Source organism: Klebsiella sp. R445, assembly GCF_051131755.1.
In the GTDB taxonomy this organism is placed as follows: Bacteria; Pseudomonadota; Gammaproteobacteria; order Enterobacterales; family Enterobacteriaceae; genus Klebsiella; species Klebsiella lignicola.
This window is the reverse complement of the sequence record NZ_CP180446.1, coordinates 2,726,995-2,749,851: the sequence shown is the minus strand read 5'-3', so window position 1 is coordinate 2,749,851 and position 22,857 is coordinate 2,726,995. Positions and strand designations below refer to the sequence as shown.

23 protein-coding genes and 3 tRNA genes are annotated in these 22,857 nt (G+C 55.8%); 14 read left to right on the top strand and 12 right to left on the bottom strand.

The annotated features are described in order from the left end of the window. Nucleotides 1-53: 53 nt before the first annotated feature. The gene (gene yjeH / locus ACMYSN_RS12880; protein ID WP_462495114.1) at nt 54-1,325 is read right to left on the bottom strand and encodes an L-methionine/branched-chain amino acid transporter; all 1,272 of its coding nucleotides are present in this window, start codon (nt 1,323-1,325) and stop codon (nt 54-56) included. A 218-nt stretch (nt 1,326-1,543) separates the two neighbouring features. Here yjeH and ACMYSN_RS12875 point away from each other — a divergent pair, with 218 nt between their 5' ends. From ACMYSN_RS12875 to ACMYSN_RS12865, 3 genes are all read left to right on the top strand, one after another. Further along, nucleotides 1,544-1,837, top strand: coding sequence for a co-chaperone GroES (locus ACMYSN_RS12875; RefSeq protein ID WP_003855929.1), 294 nt, complete (start codon nt 1,544-1,546; stop codon nt 1,835-1,837). Between the two features lie 39 nt (nt 1,838-1,876). Further along, nucleotides 1,877-3,523 (top strand): chaperonin GroEL, encoded by a 1,647-nt coding sequence (gene groL / locus ACMYSN_RS12870; RefSeq protein ID WP_462495113.1) that lies wholly within the window; start codon nt 1,877-1,879, stop codon nt 3,521-3,523. Nucleotides 3,524-3,656: 133 nt separating this feature from the next. Continuing rightward, a complete protein-coding gene (locus ACMYSN_RS12865; RefSeq protein WP_004856962.1) occupies nt 3,657-4,010 on the top strand; it encodes a DUF4156 domain-containing protein in 354 nt (117 codons plus the stop codon). Between the two features lie 82 nt (nt 4,011-4,092). Here the strand turns inward: ACMYSN_RS12865 and epmB are convergent, their stop codons facing one another. Next, complete coding sequence (gene epmB / locus ACMYSN_RS12860; RefSeq protein WP_462495112.1) at nt 4,093-5,124, bottom strand: EF-P beta-lysylation protein EpmB; 1,032 nt, start codon at nt 5,122-5,124, stop codon at nt 4,093-4,095. A 40-nt stretch (nt 5,125-5,164) separates the two neighbouring features. Between epmB and efp the strand changes: the two genes are divergently transcribed. The 4 genes from efp to sugE all read left to right on the top strand — a co-directional run bounded on the left by efp (nt 5,165) and on the right by sugE (nt 6,730). Further along, nucleotides 5,165-5,731 (top strand): elongation factor P, encoded by a 567-nt coding sequence (efp, locus tag ACMYSN_RS12855; RefSeq protein ID WP_123757826.1) that lies wholly within the window; start codon nt 5,165-5,167, stop codon nt 5,729-5,731. Between the two features lie 91 nt (nt 5,732-5,822). Next, the gene (locus ACMYSN_RS12850; RefSeq protein WP_154145071.1) at nt 5,823-5,954 is read left to right on the top strand and encodes an entericidin A/B family lipoprotein; all 132 of its coding nucleotides are present in this window, start codon (nt 5,823-5,825) and stop codon (nt 5,952-5,954) included. Nucleotides 5,955-6,125: 171 nt separating this feature from the next. Beyond that, the gene (ecnB, locus tag ACMYSN_RS12845; protein ID WP_004097935.1) at nt 6,126-6,272 is read left to right on the top strand and encodes a lipoprotein toxin entericidin B; all 147 of its coding nucleotides are present in this window, start codon (nt 6,126-6,128) and stop codon (nt 6,270-6,272) included. Nucleotides 6,273-6,412: 140 nt separating this feature from the next. Continuing rightward, nucleotides 6,413-6,730, top strand: coding sequence for a quaternary ammonium compound efflux SMR transporter SugE (gene sugE / locus ACMYSN_RS12840; RefSeq protein ID WP_123757827.1), 318 nt, complete (start codon nt 6,413-6,415; stop codon nt 6,728-6,730). Here sugE and ACMYSN_RS12835 read toward each other — a convergent pair whose 3' ends face one another. From ACMYSN_RS12835 to frdA, 5 genes are all read right to left on the bottom strand, one after another. Continuing rightward, complete coding sequence (locus ACMYSN_RS12835; protein ID WP_123757828.1) at nt 6,731-7,261, bottom strand: lipocalin family protein; 531 nt, start codon at nt 7,259-7,261, stop codon at nt 6,731-6,733. 112 nt (nt 7,262-7,373) lie between these two features. After that, nucleotides 7,374-7,733: a fumarate reductase subunit FrdD gene (frdD, locus tag ACMYSN_RS12830; RefSeq protein ID WP_004856982.1), complete on the bottom strand. Its 360-nt coding sequence runs from the start codon at nt 7,731-7,733 to the stop codon at nt 7,374-7,376. Between the two features lie 10 nt (nt 7,734-7,743). Further along, nucleotides 7,744-8,139, bottom strand: coding sequence for a fumarate reductase subunit FrdC (gene frdC / locus ACMYSN_RS12825; protein WP_174509932.1), 396 nt, complete (start codon nt 8,137-8,139; stop codon nt 7,744-7,746). 10 nt (nt 8,140-8,149) lie between these two features. After that, nucleotides 8,150-8,884 carry a fumarate reductase iron-sulfur protein gene (gene frdB / locus ACMYSN_RS12820; RefSeq protein ID WP_032689849.1) on the bottom strand — a complete coding sequence of 245 codons (735 nt, stop codon included), beginning with the start codon at nt 8,882-8,884 and terminating at the stop codon, nt 8,150-8,152. Then, on the bottom strand, nt 8,877-10,667 hold the full coding sequence (frdA, locus tag ACMYSN_RS12815; protein ID WP_462495111.1) for a fumarate reductase (quinol) flavoprotein subunit: 1,791 nt from the start codon (nt 10,665-10,667) through the stop codon (nt 8,877-8,879). Before frdA ends, frdB begins: the two co-directional genes overlap by 8 nt. Nucleotides 10,668-10,943: 276 nt before the next feature. Between frdA and epmA the strand changes: the two genes are divergently transcribed. Next, nucleotides 10,944-11,921 (top strand): elongation factor P--(R)-beta-lysine ligase, encoded by a 978-nt coding sequence (epmA, locus tag ACMYSN_RS12810; protein WP_123757831.1) that lies wholly within the window; start codon nt 10,944-10,946, stop codon nt 11,919-11,921. Between the two features lie 56 nt (nt 11,922-11,977). Here the strand turns inward: epmA and mscM are convergent, their stop codons facing one another. The 3 genes from mscM to rsgA form a co-directional block, all read right to left on the bottom strand. Next, nucleotides 11,978-15,304, bottom strand: coding sequence for a miniconductance mechanosensitive channel MscM (gene mscM, locus ACMYSN_RS12805; RefSeq protein WP_462495110.1), 3,327 nt, complete (start codon nt 15,302-15,304; stop codon nt 11,978-11,980). Nucleotides 15,305-15,328: 24 nt separating this feature from the next. Beyond that, complete coding sequence (gene asd, locus ACMYSN_RS12800; protein ID WP_174509897.1) at nt 15,329-16,255, bottom strand: archaetidylserine decarboxylase; 927 nt, start codon at nt 16,253-16,255, stop codon at nt 15,329-15,331. Nucleotides 16,256-16,351: 96 nt separating this feature from the next. Next, a complete protein-coding gene (gene rsgA, locus ACMYSN_RS12795) occupies nt 16,352-17,413 on the bottom strand; it encodes a small ribosomal subunit biogenesis GTPase RsgA (protein WP_434586670.1) in 1,062 nt (353 codons plus the stop codon). Nucleotides 17,414-17,573: 160 nt separating this feature from the next. On the opposite strand from rsgA, the gene orn reads away from it, so the two are divergent. Beyond that, nucleotides 17,574-18,119, top strand: coding sequence for an oligoribonuclease (gene orn, locus ACMYSN_RS12790; RefSeq protein WP_123757839.1), 546 nt, complete (start codon nt 17,574-17,576; stop codon nt 18,117-18,119). Nucleotides 18,120-18,157: 38 nt separating this feature from the next. Here the strand turns inward: orn and ACMYSN_RS12785 are convergent, their stop codons facing one another. Further along, complete coding sequence (locus ACMYSN_RS12785) at nt 18,158-18,889, bottom strand: arginine ABC transporter substrate-binding protein (protein ID WP_462495109.1); 732 nt, start codon at nt 18,887-18,889, stop codon at nt 18,158-18,160. A 295-nt stretch (nt 18,890-19,184) separates the two neighbouring features. Here ACMYSN_RS12785 and ACMYSN_RS12780 point away from each other — a divergent pair. The 3 genes from ACMYSN_RS12780 (at nt 19,185) to ACMYSN_RS12770 (ending at nt 19,460) form a co-directional block, all read left to right on the top strand. Beyond that, a tRNA-Gly gene (locus ACMYSN_RS12780) sits at nt 19,185-19,260 on the top strand. 24 nt (nt 19,261-19,284) lie between these two features. Then, nucleotides 19,285-19,360 (top strand) — tRNA-Gly (locus tag ACMYSN_RS12775). A gap of 24 nt (nt 19,361-19,384) precedes the next feature. Further along, a tRNA-Gly gene (locus ACMYSN_RS12770) sits at nt 19,385-19,460 on the top strand. Nucleotides 19,461-19,730: 270 nt separating this feature from the next. Here ACMYSN_RS12770 and queG read toward each other — a convergent pair. After that, nucleotides 19,731-20,870, bottom strand: coding sequence for an epoxyqueuosine reductase (queG, locus tag ACMYSN_RS12765; protein ID WP_462495108.1), 1,140 nt, complete (start codon nt 20,868-20,870; stop codon nt 19,731-19,733). Nucleotides 20,871-20,883: 13 nt separating this feature from the next. Here queG and nnr point away from each other — a divergent pair, with 13 nt between their 5' ends. Together nnr and tsaE are read left to right on the top strand one after the other, a co-directional pair. Continuing rightward, nucleotides 20,884-22,395 (top strand): bifunctional ADP-dependent NAD(P)H-hydrate dehydratase/NAD(P)H-hydrate epimerase, encoded by a 1,512-nt coding sequence (gene nnr / locus ACMYSN_RS12760; RefSeq protein WP_462495107.1) that lies wholly within the window; start codon nt 20,884-20,886, stop codon nt 22,393-22,395. Continuing rightward, on the top strand, nt 22,388-22,846 hold the full coding sequence (gene tsaE, locus ACMYSN_RS12755) for a tRNA (adenosine(37)-N6)-threonylcarbamoyltransferase complex ATPase subunit type 1 TsaE (protein ID WP_123757843.1): 459 nt from the start codon (nt 22,388-22,390) through the stop codon (nt 22,844-22,846). Before nnr ends, tsaE begins: the two co-directional genes overlap by 8 nt. The last annotated feature ends 11 nt before the right edge of the window (nt 22,847-22,857 follow it).

Below are 22,857 nucleotides of genomic sequence, written 5' to 3'. Positions count from 1 at the left end.
TGCCGGGCACAGCAGTTAATGAGCCGGATACGCGTTGCGCGGTCCGGCTTTTTTTATCGGTTTTTTATCGCAGATGAAGGCGTCCCGGCAGGTGGGCGGCGCTTCGGCAGCCACAACCAAAGGGCGGCCATCACGACCAGGGCATACAGACTTTTCCAGCCAACCATCGTCAACAGCAGCAGGCAAAGTCCGCTCCCGACGATCGCCAGCACCCGATAGCGCCCCTGTAACAAGCGGCAGCCTGCCAGCATGCACAGCAGATAAATCATAATAAAGATGCCGTTGGCATAGACGATCAGCGCGTCGAGATTGATATCAAGCCAGTAGATGCACAGCGTGCTGATGACGCAGCAGCCCAGTACCGCATTAAGTGCATTGCGGGGAATACGCTGCGGCGAGAGTTGCGCGAGGTAGCTTTCGGGCTTGTACTGCGCCTGGGACCAGACCAGGCGGGCAAAGCTCTGGATATAAATATTGAGGCTGGCGAAGCAGGCGAGATAGCCAATTACGCAGGCGACCCACAGTGCCTGCACGCCAAATAAGTGCACCACGATGGTCGGCAGCGACGCGGCTGCGGCCATGTCGTCACCGAAGGCATGAAAATGCAGAACCAGTACGGTACAGGCCCAGTACACCGACCCGGCCAGTAACAGACCGATCATCAGTGCGCGGGGGAAGTCGCGCTCCGGGCGTTTAAATTCCGATGCCAGATGGGCAAAGGCTTCGAGACCGACAAAGCACCAGAACATCACCGACAGCGCAGAGAAAAGCTGGGAGCGGTCGATTTCCGTCGCCGCCGGAAAGGGGATGTGCGCAAGGTTAATCCCACCGCGCCACCAGATGGCGGCGATCAGCGCTACGATAAGGATCGCGACCAGCGTTTGCAGGTTAGCGCTGGAGCTGGCGCCCCGCGAGCCGACCCACCAGACGATGGCCAGAGTGCCCAGCTCTGCCAGCAGCAGCTGGCTGTCGTGCCAGCCAAACAGGGCCTGCCCGAAGCCGGTAGCGATATGCAGGGCGGCAGGTAGCCCCACTGGAATGACCGACAGGAACAGCCAGCCGGTGACGCGTTCCATACGGGAACCGAACGCCATATTGACGAAGTGCGCGACGCCGCCGGCGCTGGGGAAATGGCGGCCCAGAACGGCAAAAACAATGGCAATCGGGAAGACCAGCAAAATCAGCGCAGGCCAGGCCCACAGGCTGTTGTCTCCCGCCACCAGGGCCGCCAGTGCGGGAACCGCGAAGACCCCGGTACCAAGTAGCGACGTCGAAAGCAGCCCCACTCCCTGAGCCAGACCTAACTCCTGCTTCAAACCACTCATGATGCAATCCTGTCCCTGAAAAAATCGATGGTATCACAATCGTTTTTACTTATGACGACGGCCGTTTTTGTGCGTCAGCGCACGCGGAAAAATTTTTTTTTAACTTTGCCCCTTGAAGCGGGAAAACCTACCCCCATCTCTCAGGCACTAGCCGGAAAACCTTATACGGGCCGGTGTCACCCATAACTGATAATGACTTTCTCGAAGGAGAGCTATCAATGAGTATTCGTCCGTTACATGATCGTGTGATCGTCAAACGTAAAGAAGTTGAAACCAAATCTGCAGGCGGCATCGTTCTGACTGGTTCTGCAGCAGCCAAATCAACTCGTGGCGAAATCATCGCTGTCGGTAAGGGCCGCATCCTGGAGAACGGCACTGTACAGCCGCTGGACGTTAAAGTTGGCGACATCGTTATTTTTAACGACGGCTACGGTGTGAAGTCGGAAAAAATCGACAATGAAGAAGTGCTGATCATGTCTGAAAGCGACATTCTGGCAATTGTTGAAGCGTAATTCGCGCGCGAAACTGAACGAATTTGAGGAATAGAAAAAATGGCAGCTAAAGACGTAAAATTCGGTAACGACGCTCGTGTAAAAATGCTGCGCGGCGTGAACGTACTGGCAGATGCAGTGAAAGTGACCCTGGGTCCGAAAGGCCGTAACGTGGTACTGGATAAATCCTTCGGTGCACCGACCATCACCAAAGACGGCGTGTCCGTTGCACGTGAAATCGAGCTGGAAGACAAGTTCGAAAACATGGGTGCACAGATGGTTAAAGAAGTTGCCTCTAAAGCGAACGACGCTGCAGGCGACGGTACTACCACCGCAACCGTACTGGCTCAGGCGATCATTGCAGAAGGCCTGAAAGCCGTTGCTGCTGGCATGAACCCGATGGATCTGAAACGTGGTATCGACAAAGCTGTCGTTGCTGCTGTTGAAGAACTGAAAACGCTGTCCGTACCGTGCTCCGACTCTAAAGCTATTGCTCAGGTTGGTACCATCTCCGCTAACTCCGACGAAACCGTAGGTAAACTGATCGCTGAAGCGATGGATAAAGTCGGTAAAGAAGGCGTGATCACCGTTGAAGACGGTACCGGTCTGGAAGACGAACTGGACGTGGTTGAAGGTATGCAGTTCGACCGCGGTTACCTGTCCCCATACTTCATCAACAAGCCGGAAACTGGCGCTGTTGAGCTGGAAAGCCCGTTCATCCTGCTGGCTGACAAAAAAGTCTCCAACATCCGCGAAATGCTGCCAGTGCTGGAAGCCGTTGCGAAAGCAGGCAAACCGCTGGTTATCATCGCTGAAGACGTTGAAGGTGAAGCGCTGGCTACTCTGGTGGTCAACACCATGCGTGGTATCGTGAAAGTGGCTGCGGTTAAAGCTCCGGGCTTCGGCGACCGTCGTAAAGCTATGCTGCAGGACATCGCTACCCTGACTGGCGGTACCGTTATCTCTGAAGAGATCGGTATGGAGCTGGAAAAAGCGACTCTGGAAGACCTGGGTCAGGCGAAACGCGTTGTGATCAACAAAGACACCACCACCATCATCGATGGCGTGGGTGAAGAAGGCGCTATCCAGGGCCGTGTTGCTCAGATCCGTAAGCAGATCGAAGAAGCAACTTCTGACTACGACCGTGAAAAACTGCAGGAACGCGTTGCTAAACTGGCAGGCGGCGTTGCGGTAATCAAAGTCGGTGCAGCTACCGAAGTTGAAATGAAAGAGAAGAAAGCACGCGTTGACGATGCGCTGCACGCGACCCGTGCTGCGGTAGAAGAAGGTGTTGTTGCTGGTGGTGGTGTGGCGCTGGTTCGCGTTGCCGCTAAACTGGCTAACCTGACTGCCCAGAACGAAGATCAGAACGTCGGTATCAAAGTTGCGCTGCGCGCAATGGAAGCTCCGCTGCGTCAGATCGTTTCCAACGCCGGTGAAGAGCCGTCTGTAGTGACTAACAACGTGAAAGCGGGCGAAGGTAACTACGGTTACAACGCGGCAACTGAAGAATACGGCAACATGATCGACTTCGGTATCCTGGACCCAACTAAAGTGACCCGTTCTGCTCTGCAGTACGCGGCATCCGTTGCTGGTCTGATGATCACCACCGAGTGCATGGTCACCGACCTGCCGAAAAGCGATGCGCCTGATTTAGGTGCTGCTGGCGGTATGGGCGGCATGGGTGGTATGGGCGGCATGATGTAATCGTGCGCTATACCCCTTAGAAACAAAGAAACCCCCGGGCAGAAATGCTCGGGGGTTTTTCTTTTTCTCCTCTTTTTAGTATAAGGTGTACATCCGGGCCAGCGCGTCCAGCTCATTGATCATGGGGAATAACATGCAGGTAAGATATTTAGCAGGGATTGTCGGCGCAGCACTATTGTTAGCGGGTTGCAGTTCCAGCAACGAACTGAGCTCAGGCGGACAGAGCGTACGCTTTGTTGAAGACAAGCCGGGTGCGGATTGCCAGCTGTTGGGGACCGCGACTGGCAAGCAGAGCAACTGGTTGTCCGGCCAGAACGGGGATGAAGGCGGCTCCATGCGTGGCGCAGCTAATGCGCTGCGTAACCAGGCCGCGGCAATGGGTGGCAACGTGATTTATGGCGTCAGCAGCCCGACGCAGAATCTGCTGTCGAGCTTTGTACCGACCGACAGCGAAATGAACGGTCAGGTCTATAAGTGCCCGAACTGATGTGAGGTCGTGCCTTTCTCACCGCCGGTGAGAAAGCGGCCTGCACGTTGAGGGTCTGCCAGTTTATCCCCGGCAGACCTTTTCACGAATGTTGTTTCAAGCCTAAATCCAGCGGCGTCTTGCTGGGTTCTCCGCCAATTTCACGCGCCAGTTTTGGCACCATATAGCCTGACACCAGGGTCAACAGTTCGCGCATAATCGCCCGGGCCTCCTCATCATCGACCATAAAATGGGCCGCGCCCTGGACCTTATCCAGCACGTGCAGGTAGTAGGGGATGACGCCAGCATCAAACAGAGCGTTGCTGAGATTCGCCAGCGTTTGCGCATTATCGTTAACACCGCGTAGCAGGACGCTCTGATTCAGGAGCGTGACGCCCGCTTTACGTAAGCGTGTCATCGCTTCACGAAAGTCGTTATCGATCTCATTGGCATGGTTAATGTGGTTCACCAGCAGTATCTGCAGCGACGATTGTTCAAACCGCGACACCAGCGTAGCGGTGATGCGCGCCGGAATGACAATTGGCAGACGGCTGTGGATGCGCAGACGCTTGATGTGCGGGATACCTTCCAGCTGCGTCAGCAGCCAGTCGAGTTCATGATCTTTCGCCATCAGCGGGTCGCCGCCGGAAAAAATGATCTCATCGAGCTGCGGATGGGCGGCGATATACTCCAGTGCGGCCTGCCAGTTGCGTTTATTGCCCTGGTTTTCAGCATAGGGGAAGTGCCGACGGAAACAATATCGACAATTTACCGCGCAGCCGCCTTTCACCAGAAGCAGTGCCCGGTTGCGGTATTTATGCAACAAGCCTGGCACTACGCTGTGCTGTTCTTCCAGTGGATCGGTGGAGTATCCAGGGGCAGAGACAAACTCTTCCTGCGAGGTAAGTACCTGACGAAGAAGAGGATCATTGGGGTTTCCTGGCTCCATGCGAGCGATAAATGCCCGTGGAACACGCAGTGCAAACAGGCGCTTCGCATCACGCCCCGCCAATAAGTTTGCATCAACGTCTACATTTAAAAGATGCAGCAGTTCATCAGGACTGGTCACAACATCGGCAAGTTGCGTTAACCAATCTTCTCTGGATGGGGTATTTAGGGTTACAATATGCGCCATTTTGTGGCTTAGCTACCAATTAACAATTTCAGAGGGCCTTATGGCGACTTACTATAGCAACGATTTTCGTGCCGGTCTTAAAATCATGATGGACGGCGAACCTTATGCGGTTGAAGCGAGTGAATTCGTGAAACCAGGTAAAGGTCAGGCTTTTGCTCGCGTTAAGCTGCGCCGTCTGCTGACCGGTACCCGCGTAGAGAAAACCTTCAAATCTACCGATTCCGCTGAAGGCGCAGACGTTGTCGATATGAACCTGACTTACCTGTACAACGACGGTGAGTTCTTCCACTTCATGAACAACTCTACTTTCGAGCAGCTGGCTGCCGACGAGAAAGCAGTAGGCGATAACGCTAAATGGCTGCTGGATCAGGCTGAGTGCATCGTGACCCTGTGGAATGGTCAGCCTATCTCCGTGACTCCGCCGAACTTTGTTGAACTGGAAATCGTTGAAACCGATCCAGGTCTGAAAGGCGATACCGCAGGTACCGGCGGTAAACCAGCAACGCTGTCTACTGGCGCTGTGGTTAAAGTTCCGCTGTTCGTTCAGATTGGTGAAGTCATCAAAGTGGATACTCGCTCTGGCGAATACGTATCCCGCGTGAAGTAATTCATGTTCTGAGATGGTTGGCGCAGCGGCGTGCTGCGCCTGCTATTGCAAGTCAGGGTATCGTAAGCAAGGAACGGACAAGCAGGGGAAGATGAATAACTCGATTAAGCTTCTGATATTGCTCTCCCTGAGCGCGGTTTTGCTGACCGGCTGTAATACTGCTCGCGGCTTTGGTGAAGATATTCAGGGTCTGGGCCATGCCATTTCCCGTGCCGTCAGCTAGGCGCTTTTGTCAGACTACGTGATTCATCATCGCATCTGTTGTTCCGCTGTACTTCCTTCTGTTGTTTCATCTCTCCTTTTCTCTTAAAAAACGCTGAGATCCCGCCATCCCGGGCCAGGTTGTCTATGCTTATAGGGCACGATAACTAAAACTGGTAATAAGGATGACATTATGGTGAAAAAAGCGATTGCAGCGTTCTTTACGGTTTTGGCCCTTTCTTCTGTGTTGACCGCATGTAATACAACACGTGGTGTTGGTCAGGATATTTCAGAAGGTGGTAGTGCCATCTCTGGGGCTGCGACTAAAGCTCAGCAATAGACCTCGACGGTACGGTTTATCGGCCGTACCGTTCTTCCTCTCTGCGACGTAGTTGCTTATAATACCTGCGATTTTCACACACCTTGCGGGACGACCCGTAAGCGTATCGCATCCGGGGACGGCCCCATCAAGGGGGTTCTGTGTCCTGGTTCGTTCTGTTTATCGCCGGTCTGCTGGAAGTGGTCTGGGCGGTTGGTCTGAAATATACCCACGGTTTTAGTCGCCTGGTGCCAAGCGTTATCACTATTGTCGCCATGGTGGTCAGCATGGCGATGCTATCGTGGGCGATGAAGACGCTGCCTGTCGGCACCGCCTATGCGGTCTGGACGGGGATTGGCGCGGTGGGTGCCGCCATCACCGGTATCGTCCTGCTGGGCGAATCCGCCAGCGCTATGCGTATTGCCAGCCTGGCGTGCATCGTTGTCGGCATTATCGGGCTAAAGATCAGCGCACACTGATTAATAGTGCTGATTCACCCAGATAAGTTTACTGACGTCGAAACCTTGCCGGGTAGCAATGTCCAGCATCTGCTGTTTAACCTCCGGTGAGATTTGCGGCGAGCGGGCCAGCAGCCACAGATAATCGTGGTCTGGTCCGCAGACCAGCGCATGGCGATACTCTTTATCCAGCGCGATAACGTTGTAGCCGCCATAGAAAGGGCCAAAGAAGGAGACTTTTAACGCCGCGCGGGTCGGTGAGCCGGTGAAGTAAGCCACGCCATCGGTTTTCTGCCACATCTCCCGGTCGGGGTTATAGCCTTTATTCACGACGTCCAACCCGCCATCGCCACGCAGGCTGTAGGTGGCGGTGACTTTCTCGAGACCGCTTTCAAACGAGTGGTCGAGGCGGGCAATCTCATACCAGGTGCCAAGATAGCGCTGAGTGTCAAACGGGCTGACCACCGTCACGCCTTGCGGCGGTGTCGGCGTGCTACAGGCGACAACCAGAAACGACGCGGCAATAACCGCAATAATGGGCAGCACACGCATAGCATTTTCCTTGCTGGCTTTTTAGCTAAGTGTAGATTCTGCCTGGAAAAAAGCGGGGATATTTTCTGCAAAAGAGAGCCCGGTAACAGAATGCTACCGGGCATCAGGGTGGTTAAATAAATAATACGCCGATCAGCGTTACGACCGTCAGAATGGCCGCCAGACCGTAGAAGACCCATTTACCGTTCGGGACGTGGATTTTCAGGTCATGCATGGCGTGATGGATACGGTGTAACCCGCACCACAGCGGCAGGACGATCATCAGGAAGATGAAGGCGCGCCCGACAAAGCTCTGCGCAAAGCCCAGCACGCGCTCGTAGCTGAAGGCATCGCCTGGCGCCAGACCTAATGGCAGCAGGATACCTACCAGCAGCACCATCACCGGCGCGACAATCGCGCCCCACATGCCGCCGGCACCAAACAGTCCCCAGAATACCGGCTCATCTGAACGTTTCGGATTGGGATTGATCATTTCAGTCTCCTTACCAGAACAGGGCAACAAACAGGATCACCACGGTCACCAGCGCGGTTACCACCCAAAGCCCCTTAATCACTGGCTCCGGCCCCATTTTTTCACCTTTAAGAATGATATTGGCGGCTTTCGGCGCCAGCTCAAACCAGGTTTTGGTGTGCAGCAACGCGCCTGCCAGGGTGATCAGATTCAGGATCACCACGACCGGGTTTTGCAGGAAACCCACATAGCCCGCCCAGCTTTCTGCGCCGTGCTTCAGGGCAAACAGACCGTAAATCAGCACAATACTGAACCATACCGTCGGTACGGCGGTGCCTTCACGCACCATATAGAAGCGATAAAACGGCAGCTTTTTCCACCAGGTGGAGGTCATCGGCCGCACATAGGGTTTGCGTTTTGTCGTCATCATGCACTCCTTAGCGTGGTTTCAGGGTGGCGATAAGAAAGTCTTTCGAGCTTTCTACTTTGCCCTGCTGAATGGCAGCTGCCGGGTCGACATGCTTCGGACACACTTCTGAGCAGTAGCCCACGAAGGTGCAGGTCCAGACGCCATTCTGACCGTTCAACTGCGCCATACGTTCCTTCTTACCGTGGTCGCGGCTGTCTTCGTTGTAGCGATGGGCGAGGGTGATCGCCGCCGGGCCGATAAACTCCGGATTCAGACCAAACTGCGGGCAGGCGGCATAGCACAGGCCGCAGTTGATGCAGCCGGAGAACTGATGGTATTTCGCCATCTGCGCCGGGGTTTGCTTGTTTGGTCCCTGGTCCGGGGTCCGCGGGTTGCCGATAATATAGGGCTTAATGGCTTCCAGGCTTTCGATAAAGTGGGTCATATCGACGACCAGATCGCGCTCGATCGGGAAGTTAGCCAGCGCCTCAACTTTAATGCCCTTGGTGTATTCACGCAGGAAGGTTTTACACGCCAGTTTCGGCACCTTGTTGACCATCATCCCGCAGGAGCCGCAAATCGCCATGCGGCAGGACCAGCGGTAGCTCAGGTCCGGTGCCAGGTTGTCTTTGATGTAGCCCAGCGCATCAAGTAGCGAGGTTTGCTCATCATACGGGACTTCATAAAACGCGCTATGCGGTGCGGTGTCCACTTCCGGGTTGTAGCGCACCACTTCAATTTTGAGGTTTTTCATCTCAGCCATTTGCCGGCTCCTTCTTCTCGGCTGCTTCTGCTTCTGCACCATAGACGCGTTTTGCTGGCGGCAGAGTGGTGATTTTCACATCGCCATATTCCAGACGTGTGGTGCCATCGGCATCGCGGAAGGCGAGCGTGTGTTTGAGGAAATTGACGTCATCACGTTCGGTGCAGCCTTCGTCGAGGCGCTGATGCGCGCCGCGCGACTCTTTACGGGCGATGGCGGAGTGCGCCATGCATTCAGCGACGTTCAGGCCGTGGCCCAGTTCAATGGTGTAAAGCAAATCGGTGTTGAAGACGCTGGAGTTATCGGTGATGCGCACGCGTTTGAAGCGCTCCTGCAGTTCCGCCAGCTTATCGATGGTTTTCTGCATCAGCTCCGGCGTACGGTAGATGCCGCAGCCTTCTTCCATCGACAGTCCCATCTCATCGCGAATTTTCGCCCAGTTCTCGTTACCTTGCTGATTGACGAGCGTTTTAAGGCGTTTTTCCACGTCGGCAGCCTGGGCATCCAGCGCTGTGCCGTTAGCTTCCCCGGCTTCAGCGGCGCGCTTCATGGCTTGCTCACCGGCGAGGCGACCAAATACCACCAGTTCCGCCAGCGAGTTAGAGCCAAGACGGTTCGCACCATGCAAGCCGACGGACGAGCATTCGCCCACCGCAAACAGGCCCTTAATGCGGGTTTCACACTGCTGGTCGGTATCAATACCGCCCATGGTGTAGTGGGCGGTCGGGCGAACCGGGATCGGTTCTTTAACCGGGTCTACGCCGACATAGGCCTTCGCCAGCTCACAGATAAACGGCAGGCGCTCAAGCAGCTTTTTCTCGCCCAGATGGCGCAGGTCGAGATACACCACGTCGCCACGCGGCGTGGGGATGGTGTTACCTTTACGCCACTCATGCCAGAAGGCCTGAGACACTTTGTCGCGCGGGCCGAGTTCCATATATTTGTTTTTCGGCTCGCCCAGCGGCGTTTCCGGGCCCATGCCGTAATCCTGCAGATAGCGGTAGCCGTTTTTGTTGACCAGAATACCGCCTTCGCCGCGGCAGCCTTCAGTCATCAGGATGCCGGAGCCCGGCAGGCCGGTGGGGTGATACTGTACAAACTCCATATCGCGCAGCGGCACGCCGTGGCTCAGCGCCATGCCCATGCCGTCGCCGGTGACGATGCCGCCGTTAGTGTTATAACGATAGACGCGTCCTGCCCCGCCGGTGGCCATGACCACCGCGTTGGCGCGGATTTGCACCAGAGTTCCTTCCATCATATTCATCGCTACCAGGCCACGCGCCTGGCCATCATCGACCAGAATGTCGAGGACGAAGTGTTCGTCGAAGCGTTGAATTTGTGGGAACTGGAGGGAGGTCTGGAACAGGGTGTGCAGCATATGGAAGCCGGTCTTATCGGCGGCGAACCACGTGCGTTCGATTTTCATTCCCCCGAAGCGGCGTACGTTGACGCTGCCGTCCGGACGGCGGCTCCACGGACATCCCCACTGCTCAAGCTGGGCCATTTCCGTTGGGCAATGGTGGACAAAATAGTCGACGACATCCTGCTCGCAGAGCCAGTCGCCGCCGGCGACGGTGTCGTGAAAATGGTACTCAAAGCTGTCATGATCCTGCGCGACGGCGGCGGAACCGCCTTCTGCTGCCACGGTATGGCTACGCATGGGATAGACTTTTGAAATCAGTGCGATTTTGGCATTTGGATTTGCCTGCGCCGCGGCAATGGCTGCGCGAAGACCTGCTCCGCCAGCGCCAATTACGGCAAGATCGGCTTGAAAAGTTTGCACGACATTCCTCCAGTTTTTGTTTATTTCGCCGCCGGACTGGCGAAAATGTATCACTGCTCCTTTATAGGTAAAGGAGTATAGCCGTAGGGTTGATGGGGAAAATTGATGTGTTCGATTTTTTTATCAATATGTGCGCCGGATTATTAGCTGCGGTTATGAATTTTGGTCAAAAATAAATTATCTGAATGTATTGCGGCGGCCAGTTTGCACAAAATTTGTTTCACCCGACGGTTACGAGTAGACTTCGTGCCCTTGTATGAAATCGGAGAAAGTAACATGAGCGAAACGGCAACCTGGCAGCCGAGCGCGTCCATTCCAAACCTGTTAAAACGTGCGGCGATAATGGCGGAAATTCGCCGTTTCTTCAGCGACCGTGGCGTGCTGGAGGTGGAGACGCCTTGCATGAGCCAGGCAACGGTGACAGATATTCACCTGTTCCCGTTCCAGACCCGTTTCGTTGGCCCTGGCTATTCGCAGGGGATGGATCTTTATCTGATGACCAGCCCGGAATACCACATGAAGCGTCTGCTGGCGGCAGGCTGTGGTCCGGTATTCCAGCTGTGTCGTAGCTTCCGTAATGAAGAGATGGGGCGTCATCACAATCCTGAATTCACGATGCTGGAGTGGTATCGTCCGTGCTACGACATGTACCGACTGATTAATGAAGTCGATGATTTACTTCAACAAGTGCTAGAGTGCCAGCCAGCGGAAAGCCTCTCTTATCAGCAGGCGTTCCTGCGCCATCTTGAACTGGATCCTCTGTCGGCAGATAAAACGCAGCTGCGTGAAGCGGCGGCGAAGCTCGATCTAAGCAATATTGCCGATACGGAAGAAGACCGGGACACCTTATTGCAGCTGCTGTTTACAATGGGCGTTGAGCCGCATATTGGTAAAGATCGCCCGACCTTTGTGTATCACTTCCCGGCAAGCCAGGCTTCTCTGGCGCAGATCAGCACGGAAGATCACCGCGTTGCTGAGCGCTTTGAGGTCTACTACAAGGGAATTGAACTGGCGAATGGTTTCCATGAACTGACCGACGCGCGGGAACAGCAGCAGCGTTTTGAACAGGATAACCGCAAGCGCGCGGCGCGCGGTCTGCCGCAGCAGCCGATTGATACCAACCTGCTGGGTGCGCTGCAGGCCGGTCTGCCAGACTGCTCCGGCGTGGCGTTAGGGGTCGATCGTGTCGTGATGCTAGCGCTGGGCGCGGAAAGCATCAGCGAAGTCATTGCCTTTACCGTCGATCGCGCCTAGGTCCTGTCACGCTGGTGGTGAGAGAAAGTACCGGGGGATAGCTCCCCCGGATGGCTTTACAGACCTCCCGGCGCCCGGCCGGATTTCCCCGCTGAGGTCAGCGACTTACTGGTTTTGAGGCCGTCGATGCTTTCCAGACGCATCTGGAACGGCGGGAACGGCATGTCGATACCGTGTTCACGATAGCCCGCCAGAATCAGCTGGTGGATTTCGTGGCGCAGCGGCATCCGGTGCCCCATCTCGGCGGCGTAAATACGCAGTTCGAAAATCTGAATACCCTGCTGCAGATCGACAAGGAACGCCTCTGGCGCAGGTGTATCGATCACCAGCGAACAACGGTGTGCCGCGGCGATCAGGATCTGCGTAACCTCTTCGGTGTTCGCATCTGCCGGCGCCGGAATGGTTAACACCACGCGGGTGACGGAGTCGGAAAGCGACCAGTTGATGAACTGCTCGGTGATAAAGGCCTTGTTAGGCACAATAATCTCTTTGCGGTCCCAGTCACTGATGGTGGTGGCGCGGGTATTGATTCGGGTCACGCTGCCGGTCAGATCGCGGATTGTCACCGTATCGCCAATACGTATCGGCTTTTCAAACAGAATAATCAGGCCAGAGATAAAGTTGGCAAAAATTTCCTGAAGACCAAAACCAAGCCCGACACCCAGCGCGGCAACCAGCCATTGTAGTTTCGCCCATTCAATCCCGATCATCGAGAAGCCCATCAGGCCACCGATCAGCATCAGCAGATATTTGGTGATGGTGGTGATGGCATAGCCGGTACCCGGCGTGAGATCGAGGTGCTGCAGCACCGCCAGCTCCAGCAATGCCGGGAAATTTCTCACCAGCTGAGTGGTGATGATTATCACCAGAATGGCGATCAATACCGCGCCGAGGGTAATCGGCTCCAGGCTCTCAACGCCCTGTACCGTAGAGGTGACATCCCATAACGAGATGTTCTCGAGGAAGCCGAACGCGGAATGAATTTCTGACCACAGCACGATCACCGACACCAGCGCGATGAGCATCAGCAGCGAACGCACCAGGCGCAGAGACTGGGTACTGATGGCGTCGAGATCGATCTCGCTGACTTCGTTCTCCGCAGACCCTTCCGGACTGCTGGTATGAACCACGTCATCTTCCCCGCGAGCACGTTGAGCGAGAATTTCCGCCCGCCGGTGTTTTGCACGGTCGAAGGCCAGCCGGCGGCGCTGAATCAGCATCCAGCGGCGGATAATGTGGTACACCACCAACAGCAGGAACCAGATAGCCACCGAGGTTTCCAGCCTCGCCAGCAGCGCCTGGGCGGTAGCCAGATAGCCGATCGCCGCCGCCAGCATGGCGATTAATGGTGCGCCAAGCAGCAGGTTCCACAGCATGCGGTTGATCATGTTCTCGCCGCTCCCGGATTTATCGAGATACAGCGGGATCCCGGCGTGTTTCAGGCTCCACGTTACCAGCGCCAGCGCCCCGCAAATCAACAGGAAGCAGAGACGCCCGAGCGAAGCGGAAAACTCACGGTCGTTAAGATTATCAAACATAATCAGCGCGATAATCAGCGGCACGATCAGCCCGATGCTCATCAGGTAGTAGCGCATGGCTTTGGTGACCCGACTACGCGGCCAGCCAAAGTGGGCGATAAACAGGCCGTTCGGCCGGGCGAAGGTGGCGCAAATCATCACCACCCACAACAGCGGGACCGTCGCCGTGACGCTATCGCCGATCGCCACCGCCAGCGGATAGGGCCAGGCGGATTGCAGACCAAAGCCCAGGGTCATCCACAGTACCGGAAGGGGAGACGCCACCAGAATCGACCAGAACACGGTACGCAGCGTCAGCCAGAAGTGATCCTGAGTGACTTTGCCAACCCGGGCGCTGGAACGCTCCAGAAAACGGGTGAAATGGCGACGAGAGCTGATGCTGAAGCCCACCAGAATCAAAGCACCAAACAGCGGGAGCAGCGTCTCTTTGCTGGTCAACATCATGGCGCTGGCTTTGCCAAGCTGGCTGACGGTATCGAGAGACACCAGACGGCGCAGGTCGTGGACGATTTCCAGCGGCCATGAGAAACCGATAGGGCTGACGTCCGAGGTCCAGAACAGATAGCGGTGGGTCGCTTCGTTGATCTCTTTCAGCGCATCTTCCAGCTGACTATTGGAAACTTTCAGCTTGGTCAGTTCCAGAATCAGCGTGTCGCCACCCTGCAGCAGTGAATTAAGCAGTTCGTTCTGCGTGCGCAGCTGCGCTTCAAGAATACGGTTTTGTTCGCTGGTGAGTGGCTCACCGTCGGCCTGGCGTATGAGCCGCAGCTGCGGCTGGTTGCCGAGCAGATCTTCAAAGTGCAGGCGCTGTACCCGCAGCTGTGCCATCTCGGTATCCAGCTGCTGCGGTTTTGGCATTTCCGGCAGGCGAGCCACCTGGGCACGTAAGGCTTCACCCAGCAGATTAGACGACCCGAGCCACTGAGATTGCTCGCGCAGGGTATTCAACGCCTGACGTACCTGGAGCGTCTGATTGGTGGCCTGGCGTTGCTGTGAGGCCACCAGGTCCATACGCTGGGCCTGCTGATTCAACGCCTGAGAGAGTTCACGGTTAACCTTAAACTGCTCTACAAGCTCCGGCGGCAGGTTTTCGCTGTTCTCCGCCAGCAGCTCGGTACTTTCCAGCGCTTTTTCCGCCTCGCGTTGGCGCTGGCTATTGAGCTGATTGCGTAGCGCCTGCAGGTAGCCGTCGAGGAGCTTGCTCTGCTTTTGCGCTAACTCGCCGCGCATGCGCGACAGTTCCTGACGATTGTTCGCCGAAAGCTGCGCCAGATCCAGTTCGTTCACCAGTGCTTTCAGGCGCGCGGATTCCGCCTGCAGACCAAGATTCTGCGCCTGTGCCAGCGGCGTATTGCTGGTCTGCGCGCCGACCCGGCGCTCCACTTCGTTGAGCTGACGGCGTGCGTCGGTTTGCTGTTGCGGAAGCTGGTTCAGGGAGTCGGCGATATCGCGCGCGCGCTCCTGCTCTTGCTGTGCCTGACGGCTGGCTTCGAGCAGCTGGCTGCTGACCTGCAGGATCTCCTGGTTCAGCGCATCGGAAGAGAGGCTGGTTGAGACCTGACGCGGTTCGTCGGACAGATTATTGAGCTGCGAGCGCAGCGTCTGGAAAAGCTTGGGGAAGTTGTCGATAACCTGCTGATACTGACGCGCGCGCTCGAGGGAAGCACTTCGTTCCTCAAGCGCGTTCAGTGCAGCCTGTAACGCTTCAACGGTACCAGGCTGGGCAGGTTTTGCCGCCTTGGCCTGTTCAAGTTCCTGAGCGATTTGTTTCGCGTCGGGAGCTGTCGCTGCGTACGCCCCGAAACTGAGGCTCCAGGCCAGCAGAAAAATAGATATCAGGCGCACGGCATAACCCTTTTTAGTCAGGAATTAACCTTCGTCTTGTGTGGCATCGTTCAGTGGGGTGGCGTCGTCTTCGACCGCGGACAGCGTCTCGACGGCAGTCGCCAGCGGCTGACCGAGCTGCGTGACGGAGAGGCTTTGCAACTGCTCAACCAGCTTCACTTTACCCGGCGCGAACAGGTTGATAACGGTAGAACCGAGCTTAAAGCGGCCCATCTCCTGGCCTTTCAGCAGCGCAATAGAACCTTCGCTGTCGCCTGCCGGCCAGGTCCAGCGTTTGATGATGCCTTCACGCGGTGGGGTGACCGTACCGGACCACACGGTTTCAATGCTGCCGACAATCGTTGCGCCCACCAGGATTTGTGCCATCGGGCCAAATTCCGTATCAAACAGGCAGATAACGCGTTCGTTACGGGCAAACAGATTCGGCACGTTCCGGGCGGTCAGGTGGTTCACGGAGAACAGATCGCCTGGCACATAGATCATTTCACGCAGGATGCCGTTGCATGGCATGTGCACGCGGTGATAGTCGCGCGGTGACAGGTAGGTGGTGGCGAAGTTGCCGTTACGGAACAGGTCGGCCATCTGGTAGTTGCCTGCCAGTAGGGCTTCCAGGGTGTAGTTGTGGCCTTTGGCCTGCAGGATTTTATCGTCTTCGATGGCACCAAGCTGACTGATGGCGCCGTCGGCAGGCATGACCAGCACGTTAGGATCCGTGTTAACGGGACGCACTTCTTCACGCAGCGGGCGCACGAAGAAGTCGTTAAAGGTGCGGTAGCTGGCGGTATCTGGCTTCTGCGCCTCTTTCATATCGACCTTGTAGCATTTCACAAACAGGTCGATGACCAGTTTCGTCAGCCAGCCCGCTCGCTTGCTCGCACCCCAGCCTGCGAGGCGGGTGAGCCACAGTTTAGGCAGAATGTATTGCAGTGAAAGTTTAAGATCGTTTAACAAGGTAGCCTCCAGGCCATGATTTGTCGTTCCTGACCCCGCAAACGTGCGGGGACCTGAAAAAAAGGGGGACGATTCTAACGATGCTCAGCTTAATTGTCAGTCATCGGATGATGAAAAGCTTTTACGCGTTTTTACCTGTACCTGCGTCATGCTTTCCAGGATGCGGTGATAGTTTGCAAAACGGCTCTCAGCTATTTGGCCATTTTCCACCGCTTCGCGCAGCGCGCAGCCCGGATCGGTATCGTGCTTGCAGTCGCGATATTTGCAACGGCCTAAATAATCGTGGAATTCGACAAAGCCGTGGGTAATTTGTTCCGCTTCCAGGTGCCATAAACCGAATTCACGTACGCCAGGGGAGTCGATCACATCGCCCCCGTGCGGGAAGTGATAGAGGCGTGCTGCGGTGGTGGTGTGCTGGCCCAGCCCTGAGTTGTCAGACACATCGTTGGTCAGGATCTGATCTTCATGCAGACCCAGCAATGCGTTCAGCAGGCTGGATTTCCCCACCCCGGACTGCCCGGCAAAAATACTGATGCGGTCGGTGAGCGCGTCTTCAAGCGGTTTCAGGCCATCCTGCGTGCGGCTTGAAACCATCAGCACGCGGTAGCCGATACCGCGATAGATATCCATCTGCTCGTTAACGAAGGCCATGCCGTCGGCATCCAGCAGATCGGTTTTGTTGAGCACAATCAGGGGTTCAACATCCAGCGTTTCGCAGGCCACCAGATAGCGGTCAATAATGTTTAATGACAGCTCGGGCAAGATAGCGGAAACGATCACGATTTGATCGATGTTGGCAGCGATAGGTTTGACGCCGTCGTAGAAGTCCGGGCGTGTCAGGACGGAGGTTCGGTCGTGTACCGCCTCAACAATCCCTTTGACGTTGACGCCGTCAGCGGCATCTTTGCCGGGTCTCCAGACCACGCGGTCGCCGGTCACCAGCGAACGGATAGTACGGCGAATGTTGCAGCGGTGAACGCTACCGTCGGCGGATTCGACATCGGCATGCATACCAAACCGGCTGATAACGATACCTTCGGACGTTTCGCCAAACAGGTTGTCATCGTAATCGGCCTTCTCCGAAGTCGTTTTCAGGCGGCGCTGATGATTGGCCTTCACGCGGCGCTGTTGGCCTTTGGAGAGCTTATTTTTACTCAATCGAACTGGCTCCTGGTCGCCCTTAGTGGGCAAAACCTCTATGATACACGCGATCTAAGATGAATATCGACCCGTCATCTTGCAAGATGCTGGTGCATTGTTCCGCCTGCATCCTGAAATTTTACGGGCCAGAATGGTAAAATTATGGGTGGAAAATAGCATGAGTGCAGATGAAAACAACCTGATTTGGATTGATCTTGAAATGACAGGGCTGGATCCAGAGCGCGATCGCATTATTGAAATCGCCACCCTGGTGACCGATGCGCATCTTAATATCCTGGCAGAAGGGCCGACGATTGCGGTACACCAGTCCGACGCGCAGCTGGCGCTGATGGATGACTGGAACGTGCGTACCCACACCGGGAGCGGTCTGGTCGAGCGCGTGAAGGCCAGCACTCAGGGTGACCGCGAAGCCGAGCTGGCTACAATCGAATTTCTTAAACAGTGGGTGCCGGCAGGTAAATCACCGATCTGCGGGAACAGCATTGGTCAGGATCGCCGCTTCCTGTTCAAATATATGCCGGAGCTGGAAGCCTATTTCCATTACCGCTACCTTGACGTCAGCACTCTGAAAGAGCTGGCGCGCCGCTGGAAGCCGGAAATCCTCGATGGCTTTAAAAAGCAGGGCACCCATCAGGCGATGGATGATATCCGCGAGTCGGTGGCTGAGCTGGCCTACTATCGCGAACACTTTATTCAACTGTAATCCCAACGCTGGGGCCAGCTGGCCCCGGCGCAGAACCTCTATTTAAACCACTTCTGTTCCATGGCCTGGAAGCCCGGCGAGGCTTTCACTGCCTCCAGCGCGGCATTCATCGTATTAAGTAATTCCGGGTCGTCTTTACGCACCGCAATGGCGTATTGCTTACCGTAATAGTTCGGGTCGGTGGCTCGTTCATCCATCATCGCGTAGTCAGGATTATCCGGCAGCCACTGGTCGAGGGTCGTCTGGTCACCCATCACGCCATCCACGCTTCCTGCTTTCAGGGCTCCGAGGGCGGCGTCGCTATTGGCGTACATTTGCACGTTCACCCCTTTTTGTTTGTCCTGCAGATAATGCTGATGAATGGTGCCTTTGACGACGCCGAGCGTTTTGCCTTTCAGGTCAGTGAAATGATGGGCGGCACCTTTCACGGTGACCACCACGCCAGAGAGCGCCTGACGATAGGGCTGAGTGAATGCCACCTGTTTCTCACGCATCGGAATCACCTCGATACCGGCGATGATGGCGTCGAACTTTTTAAAGCGGAGCGCCGGGATCAGCGTATCGAAGTGCTGCGGGGTGAATTTGCACTCGGCCTGCATCTGTTTGCACAGTGCTTTGGCCAGGTCGATATCAAAACCTGAGGGTTGGTTTTTGGCGTTGACGGTTTCAAAGGGCGGATTGGCCGTAGTGGTACCAAAATGCAGCGTCGTCGCGGATGCTGTTCCTGCAGCAAGCGTGGTCAGCAGCAGGACCGAAAGCGCTCTTTTCATGTTAATTCCCTGTTTGTCATTGTGGTTGACCGTCTGCGGGTATCGCGACCCACAAATCTGAGCGATTTTGCGCCCTTAGCGGGGCCGGAAAAAGTTATTTTGCCTTGTTCGGCGCTTATTTGTACAATTTGACGCTGCGGTTGGTGATAAAGTGTCCATTCAGACAAAAATCGCAAAAAAGTGTTCGCCGGGGGGTTGCAGCTCCATCGAATTCTCGTATAATGCGCCTCCCGTGACGAAGCAGAAATGCAAATCACGACGCCGTAGAAATATGGTCAGAAATACCCAGAAGTACGCGGGAATAGCTCAGTTGGTAGAGCACGACCTTGCCAAGGTCGGGGTCGCGAGTTCGAGTCTCGTTTCCCGCTCCAAAATTTGAAAAGTACCATACCCAAGCGGGAATAGCTCAGTTGGTAGAGCACGACCTTGCCAAGGTCGGGGTCGCGAGTTCGAGTCTCGTTTCCCGCTCCAAAATTTGAAAGTCACCATACCCAAGCGGGAATAGCTCAGTTGGTAGAGCACGACCTTGCCAAGGTCGGGGTCGCGAGTTCGAGTCTCGTTTCCCGCTCCAAGTTTTCTTCTCATCTTCAGTTTATCCACAGTGCAAATCGCATCTGCGATGCTTTTCCGCATCACATCAAAAATACTGTAAACAGAGTTATCCACAGGTTAGCGTCTGCGCATTTCCAGATGAATAACTTCATTTTGTAAATAATATCAGCCCATCGTATTGAAATTTAATAATAAAAATTCATTTCAAAGTGTTATCGCGATCACTTGACGAACGTCTGTATGTTGAAACGCAATGTGTTTTTGTTTTTATTCACAGCCTGTGAATGAATCAGGCATCCCTTGGCAGTCCTTTTTCAATCACCCGAACCAGCCGTTGTTTTTTCGGCAACTGCACTTCAATGACGTCAGTATTTCGCTTCTCGATTTGCTGGGCGACCGCCCACTCAATGTGTTCATCGAGTAGTGGGTGCTCACCTCGGCGACTCTCCAGCGCGGTGAGATGCGCGTCATCCCAGGCGGCATTGCCCAGCGCAACGGCAATATTACGCAGCCAGCGCAGATGACCAATGCGGCGAATCGCGGACCCTTCGGTAACTTTCAGAAAATGCGCTTCGCTCCAGGCAAACAGCTCTACCAGCGGCGGGGCGTGCAGCGCTTTACGCGGGCTGAAATCTTCTTCATCGGTTAGCTGCGAGAAGCGGTTCCACGGGCAGATGAGCTGGCAGTCGTCACAGCCATAGATACGGTTGCCAATGAGCGGACGAAACTCTTCTGGTATTGCCCCTTCGAGTTCGATGGTCAGATAGGAGATACAGCGGCGGGCATCGACGGTATACGGCTCAACGATCGCCCCGGTCGGGCAGATCGTCATGCAGGCTACGCAGCGCCCGCACGCTTCCTCTACCGGGCTATCGATGGGAAGAGGGATATCGACCAAAAGTTCGCCGAGGAAAAAGAACGACCCGGCATCGCGATTAAGGATAAGCGAATGCTTACCTGTCCAGCCCAGACCGGCTTTTTCCGCTAACGGGCGCTCCAGAATGGGCGCAGAATCGACAAACGGTCTAAAATTGAGCGAAGTACACTGTTCCTGAATCATCTCACCGAGTTTTTTCAGGCGGTTACGTAGCAGCTTATGATAATCACGCCCGAGGGCATAACGGCTGACGTAACCCAGCGAGGGATCTTTCAGAGTGCGGGCGAAAGCGGCGTTGGCGGGGAGATAGTTCATCCGCACGCTGATCACGCGTAACGTACCGGGCTGGAGCTCATGGGGACGGGCGCGCATCATACCGTGACGCGCCATCCATTCCATCTCGCCGTGGTATTGTTTGTCCAGCCATGCCTGCAGTTTAGGTTCGCTGGCGCTGAGATCGGTGTCGGTAATGCCGACCTGCTGGAACCCTAGTTCAGTGCCCCATTGCTTGATTTGCTGCGCTAACGTATTGAGATCGAGGGGCTGAGACATGATGGACCATACAATGACAAAAAACCCTGTCAGTATACCACACTTCATTTGGCCTGCAGATGTGCTGCGACGCGCCGAAAAAGCGGCGGCGGACAGCCTCGGCCTGACGCTGTTTGAACTGATGCAGCGAGCCGGTGAGGCCGCTTATCAACATGCCCGGACCGACTATCCTGCCAGCCAGCACTGGCTAATTCTCTGCGGCCACGGCAATAACGGCGGCGATGGTTATGTAGTGGCACGTCTGGCGCAGGCCGACGGCATTCGCGTAACGCTGCTGGCAGTAGAGAGTGATAAGCCGCTGCCAGAAGAGGCCGCCGCCGCCCGTGAAGCCTGGCTGGATGCCGGCGGGACTATTCATGCGGCGGAGATCCCCTGGCCGCAGGATATCGATCTGATTATCGACGGGCTTCTCGGTACCGGGTTACAGAGTGCGCCGCGGGAAAATGTCGCCACGCAGATCCTGCGTGCGAATGCCCACCCGGCCCCTGTGGTGGCGCTGGATATTCCATCCGGACTTCACGCGCAAACGGGGGCGACCCCTGGGGCGGCGATCGACGCTGCCTGTACGGTCACGTTTATTGGCCTCAAACCAGGGCTACTGACGGGGAAAGCCCGGGATGTGGTTGGTCGGCTTTATTACCATGCCCTGGGACTGGAAAGTTGGCTGGCGGGCCAGACGGTGCCGCTACGGCGTTTCGACGCCTCGCAACTGGCCGACTGGCTCCCGCCAAGACGCCCGACATCGCACAAAGGCGATCACGGTAAGCTGGTGATTATCGGTGGTGATTGTGGCACCGGAGGCGCCATTCGCATGGCCGGTGAAGCGGCGTTGCGGGCTGGCGCCGGTCTGGTGCGAGTGCTTACTCACAAAGATAATATTATTCCCATTGTTTCGGCCCGACCTGAGCTGATGGTCCATGAACTGACAACCCAGAGCCTCGATGAGAGTCTGCAATGGGCCGATGTGGTGGCGATTGGCCCCGGGCTCGGGCAGCGAGAATGGGGCGCCCAGGCGCTGCGTCAGGTGGCGCACTTTCCTAAACCAATGGTCTGGGATGCGGATGCGTTGAACCTGCTGGCAATCACTCCCGATAAACGTCACAATCGTGTGCTGACGCCACACCCCGGTGAAGCCGCCCGTCTGTTGAACTGCAGCGTGGCAGAAATTGAAAGCGATCGCTTACTTTCTGCGCAACGTCTGGTAAAACAGTACGGGGGCGTGGTCGTGCTGAAAGGCGCGGGTACGGTGGTGGCCAGCGAAGCAGGTGAGATGGGTATTATCGATGCTGGCAACGCGGGCATGGCCAGCGGCGGCATGGGCGATGTGCTGACCGGCATTATCGCCGCGCTATCAGGACAACGACTGACGCCGTATGATGCTGCCTGCGCCGGATGTGTTGCGCATGGCGAAGCCGCTGACCGGCTGGCTGCCCGTGATGGCAGTCGTGGGATGCTGGCGACCGATCTTTTTTCCACGCTCAGGCGTGTTGTTAACCCGGATGTGATTGACCTAGACCATGATTAACCGAGTGATTCCTTTACCCGACGAGCAGGCAACTTTAGACCTTGGTGACCGCCTTGCGCAGGCCTGTTCCGGCGCCACGGTCATCTATCTGTATGGCGATTTAGGCGCGGGTAAAACGACCTTTAGTCGCGGTTTTCTCCACGCCCTCGGCCATCGCGGCAATGTCAAAAGCCCGACGTATACGCTGGTAGAGCCTTACACCCTCGAAAATCTGATGGTGTACCACTTTGATCTCTATCGTCTGGCGGATCCTGAAGAGCTCGAATTTATGGGGATCCGCGATTATTTTGCAAACGATGCCATCTGCCTGGTGGAATGGCCTCAACAAGGTGCGGGTGTACTGCCTGAACCGGATGTCGAAATCCATCTTGAGTATCAGGCACAAGGGCGTGAGGCGCGCGTGACGGCGGTCTCCTCATTAGGTGAGTCTGTATTGACGCGTTTAGCCTGAGGGATAACGGG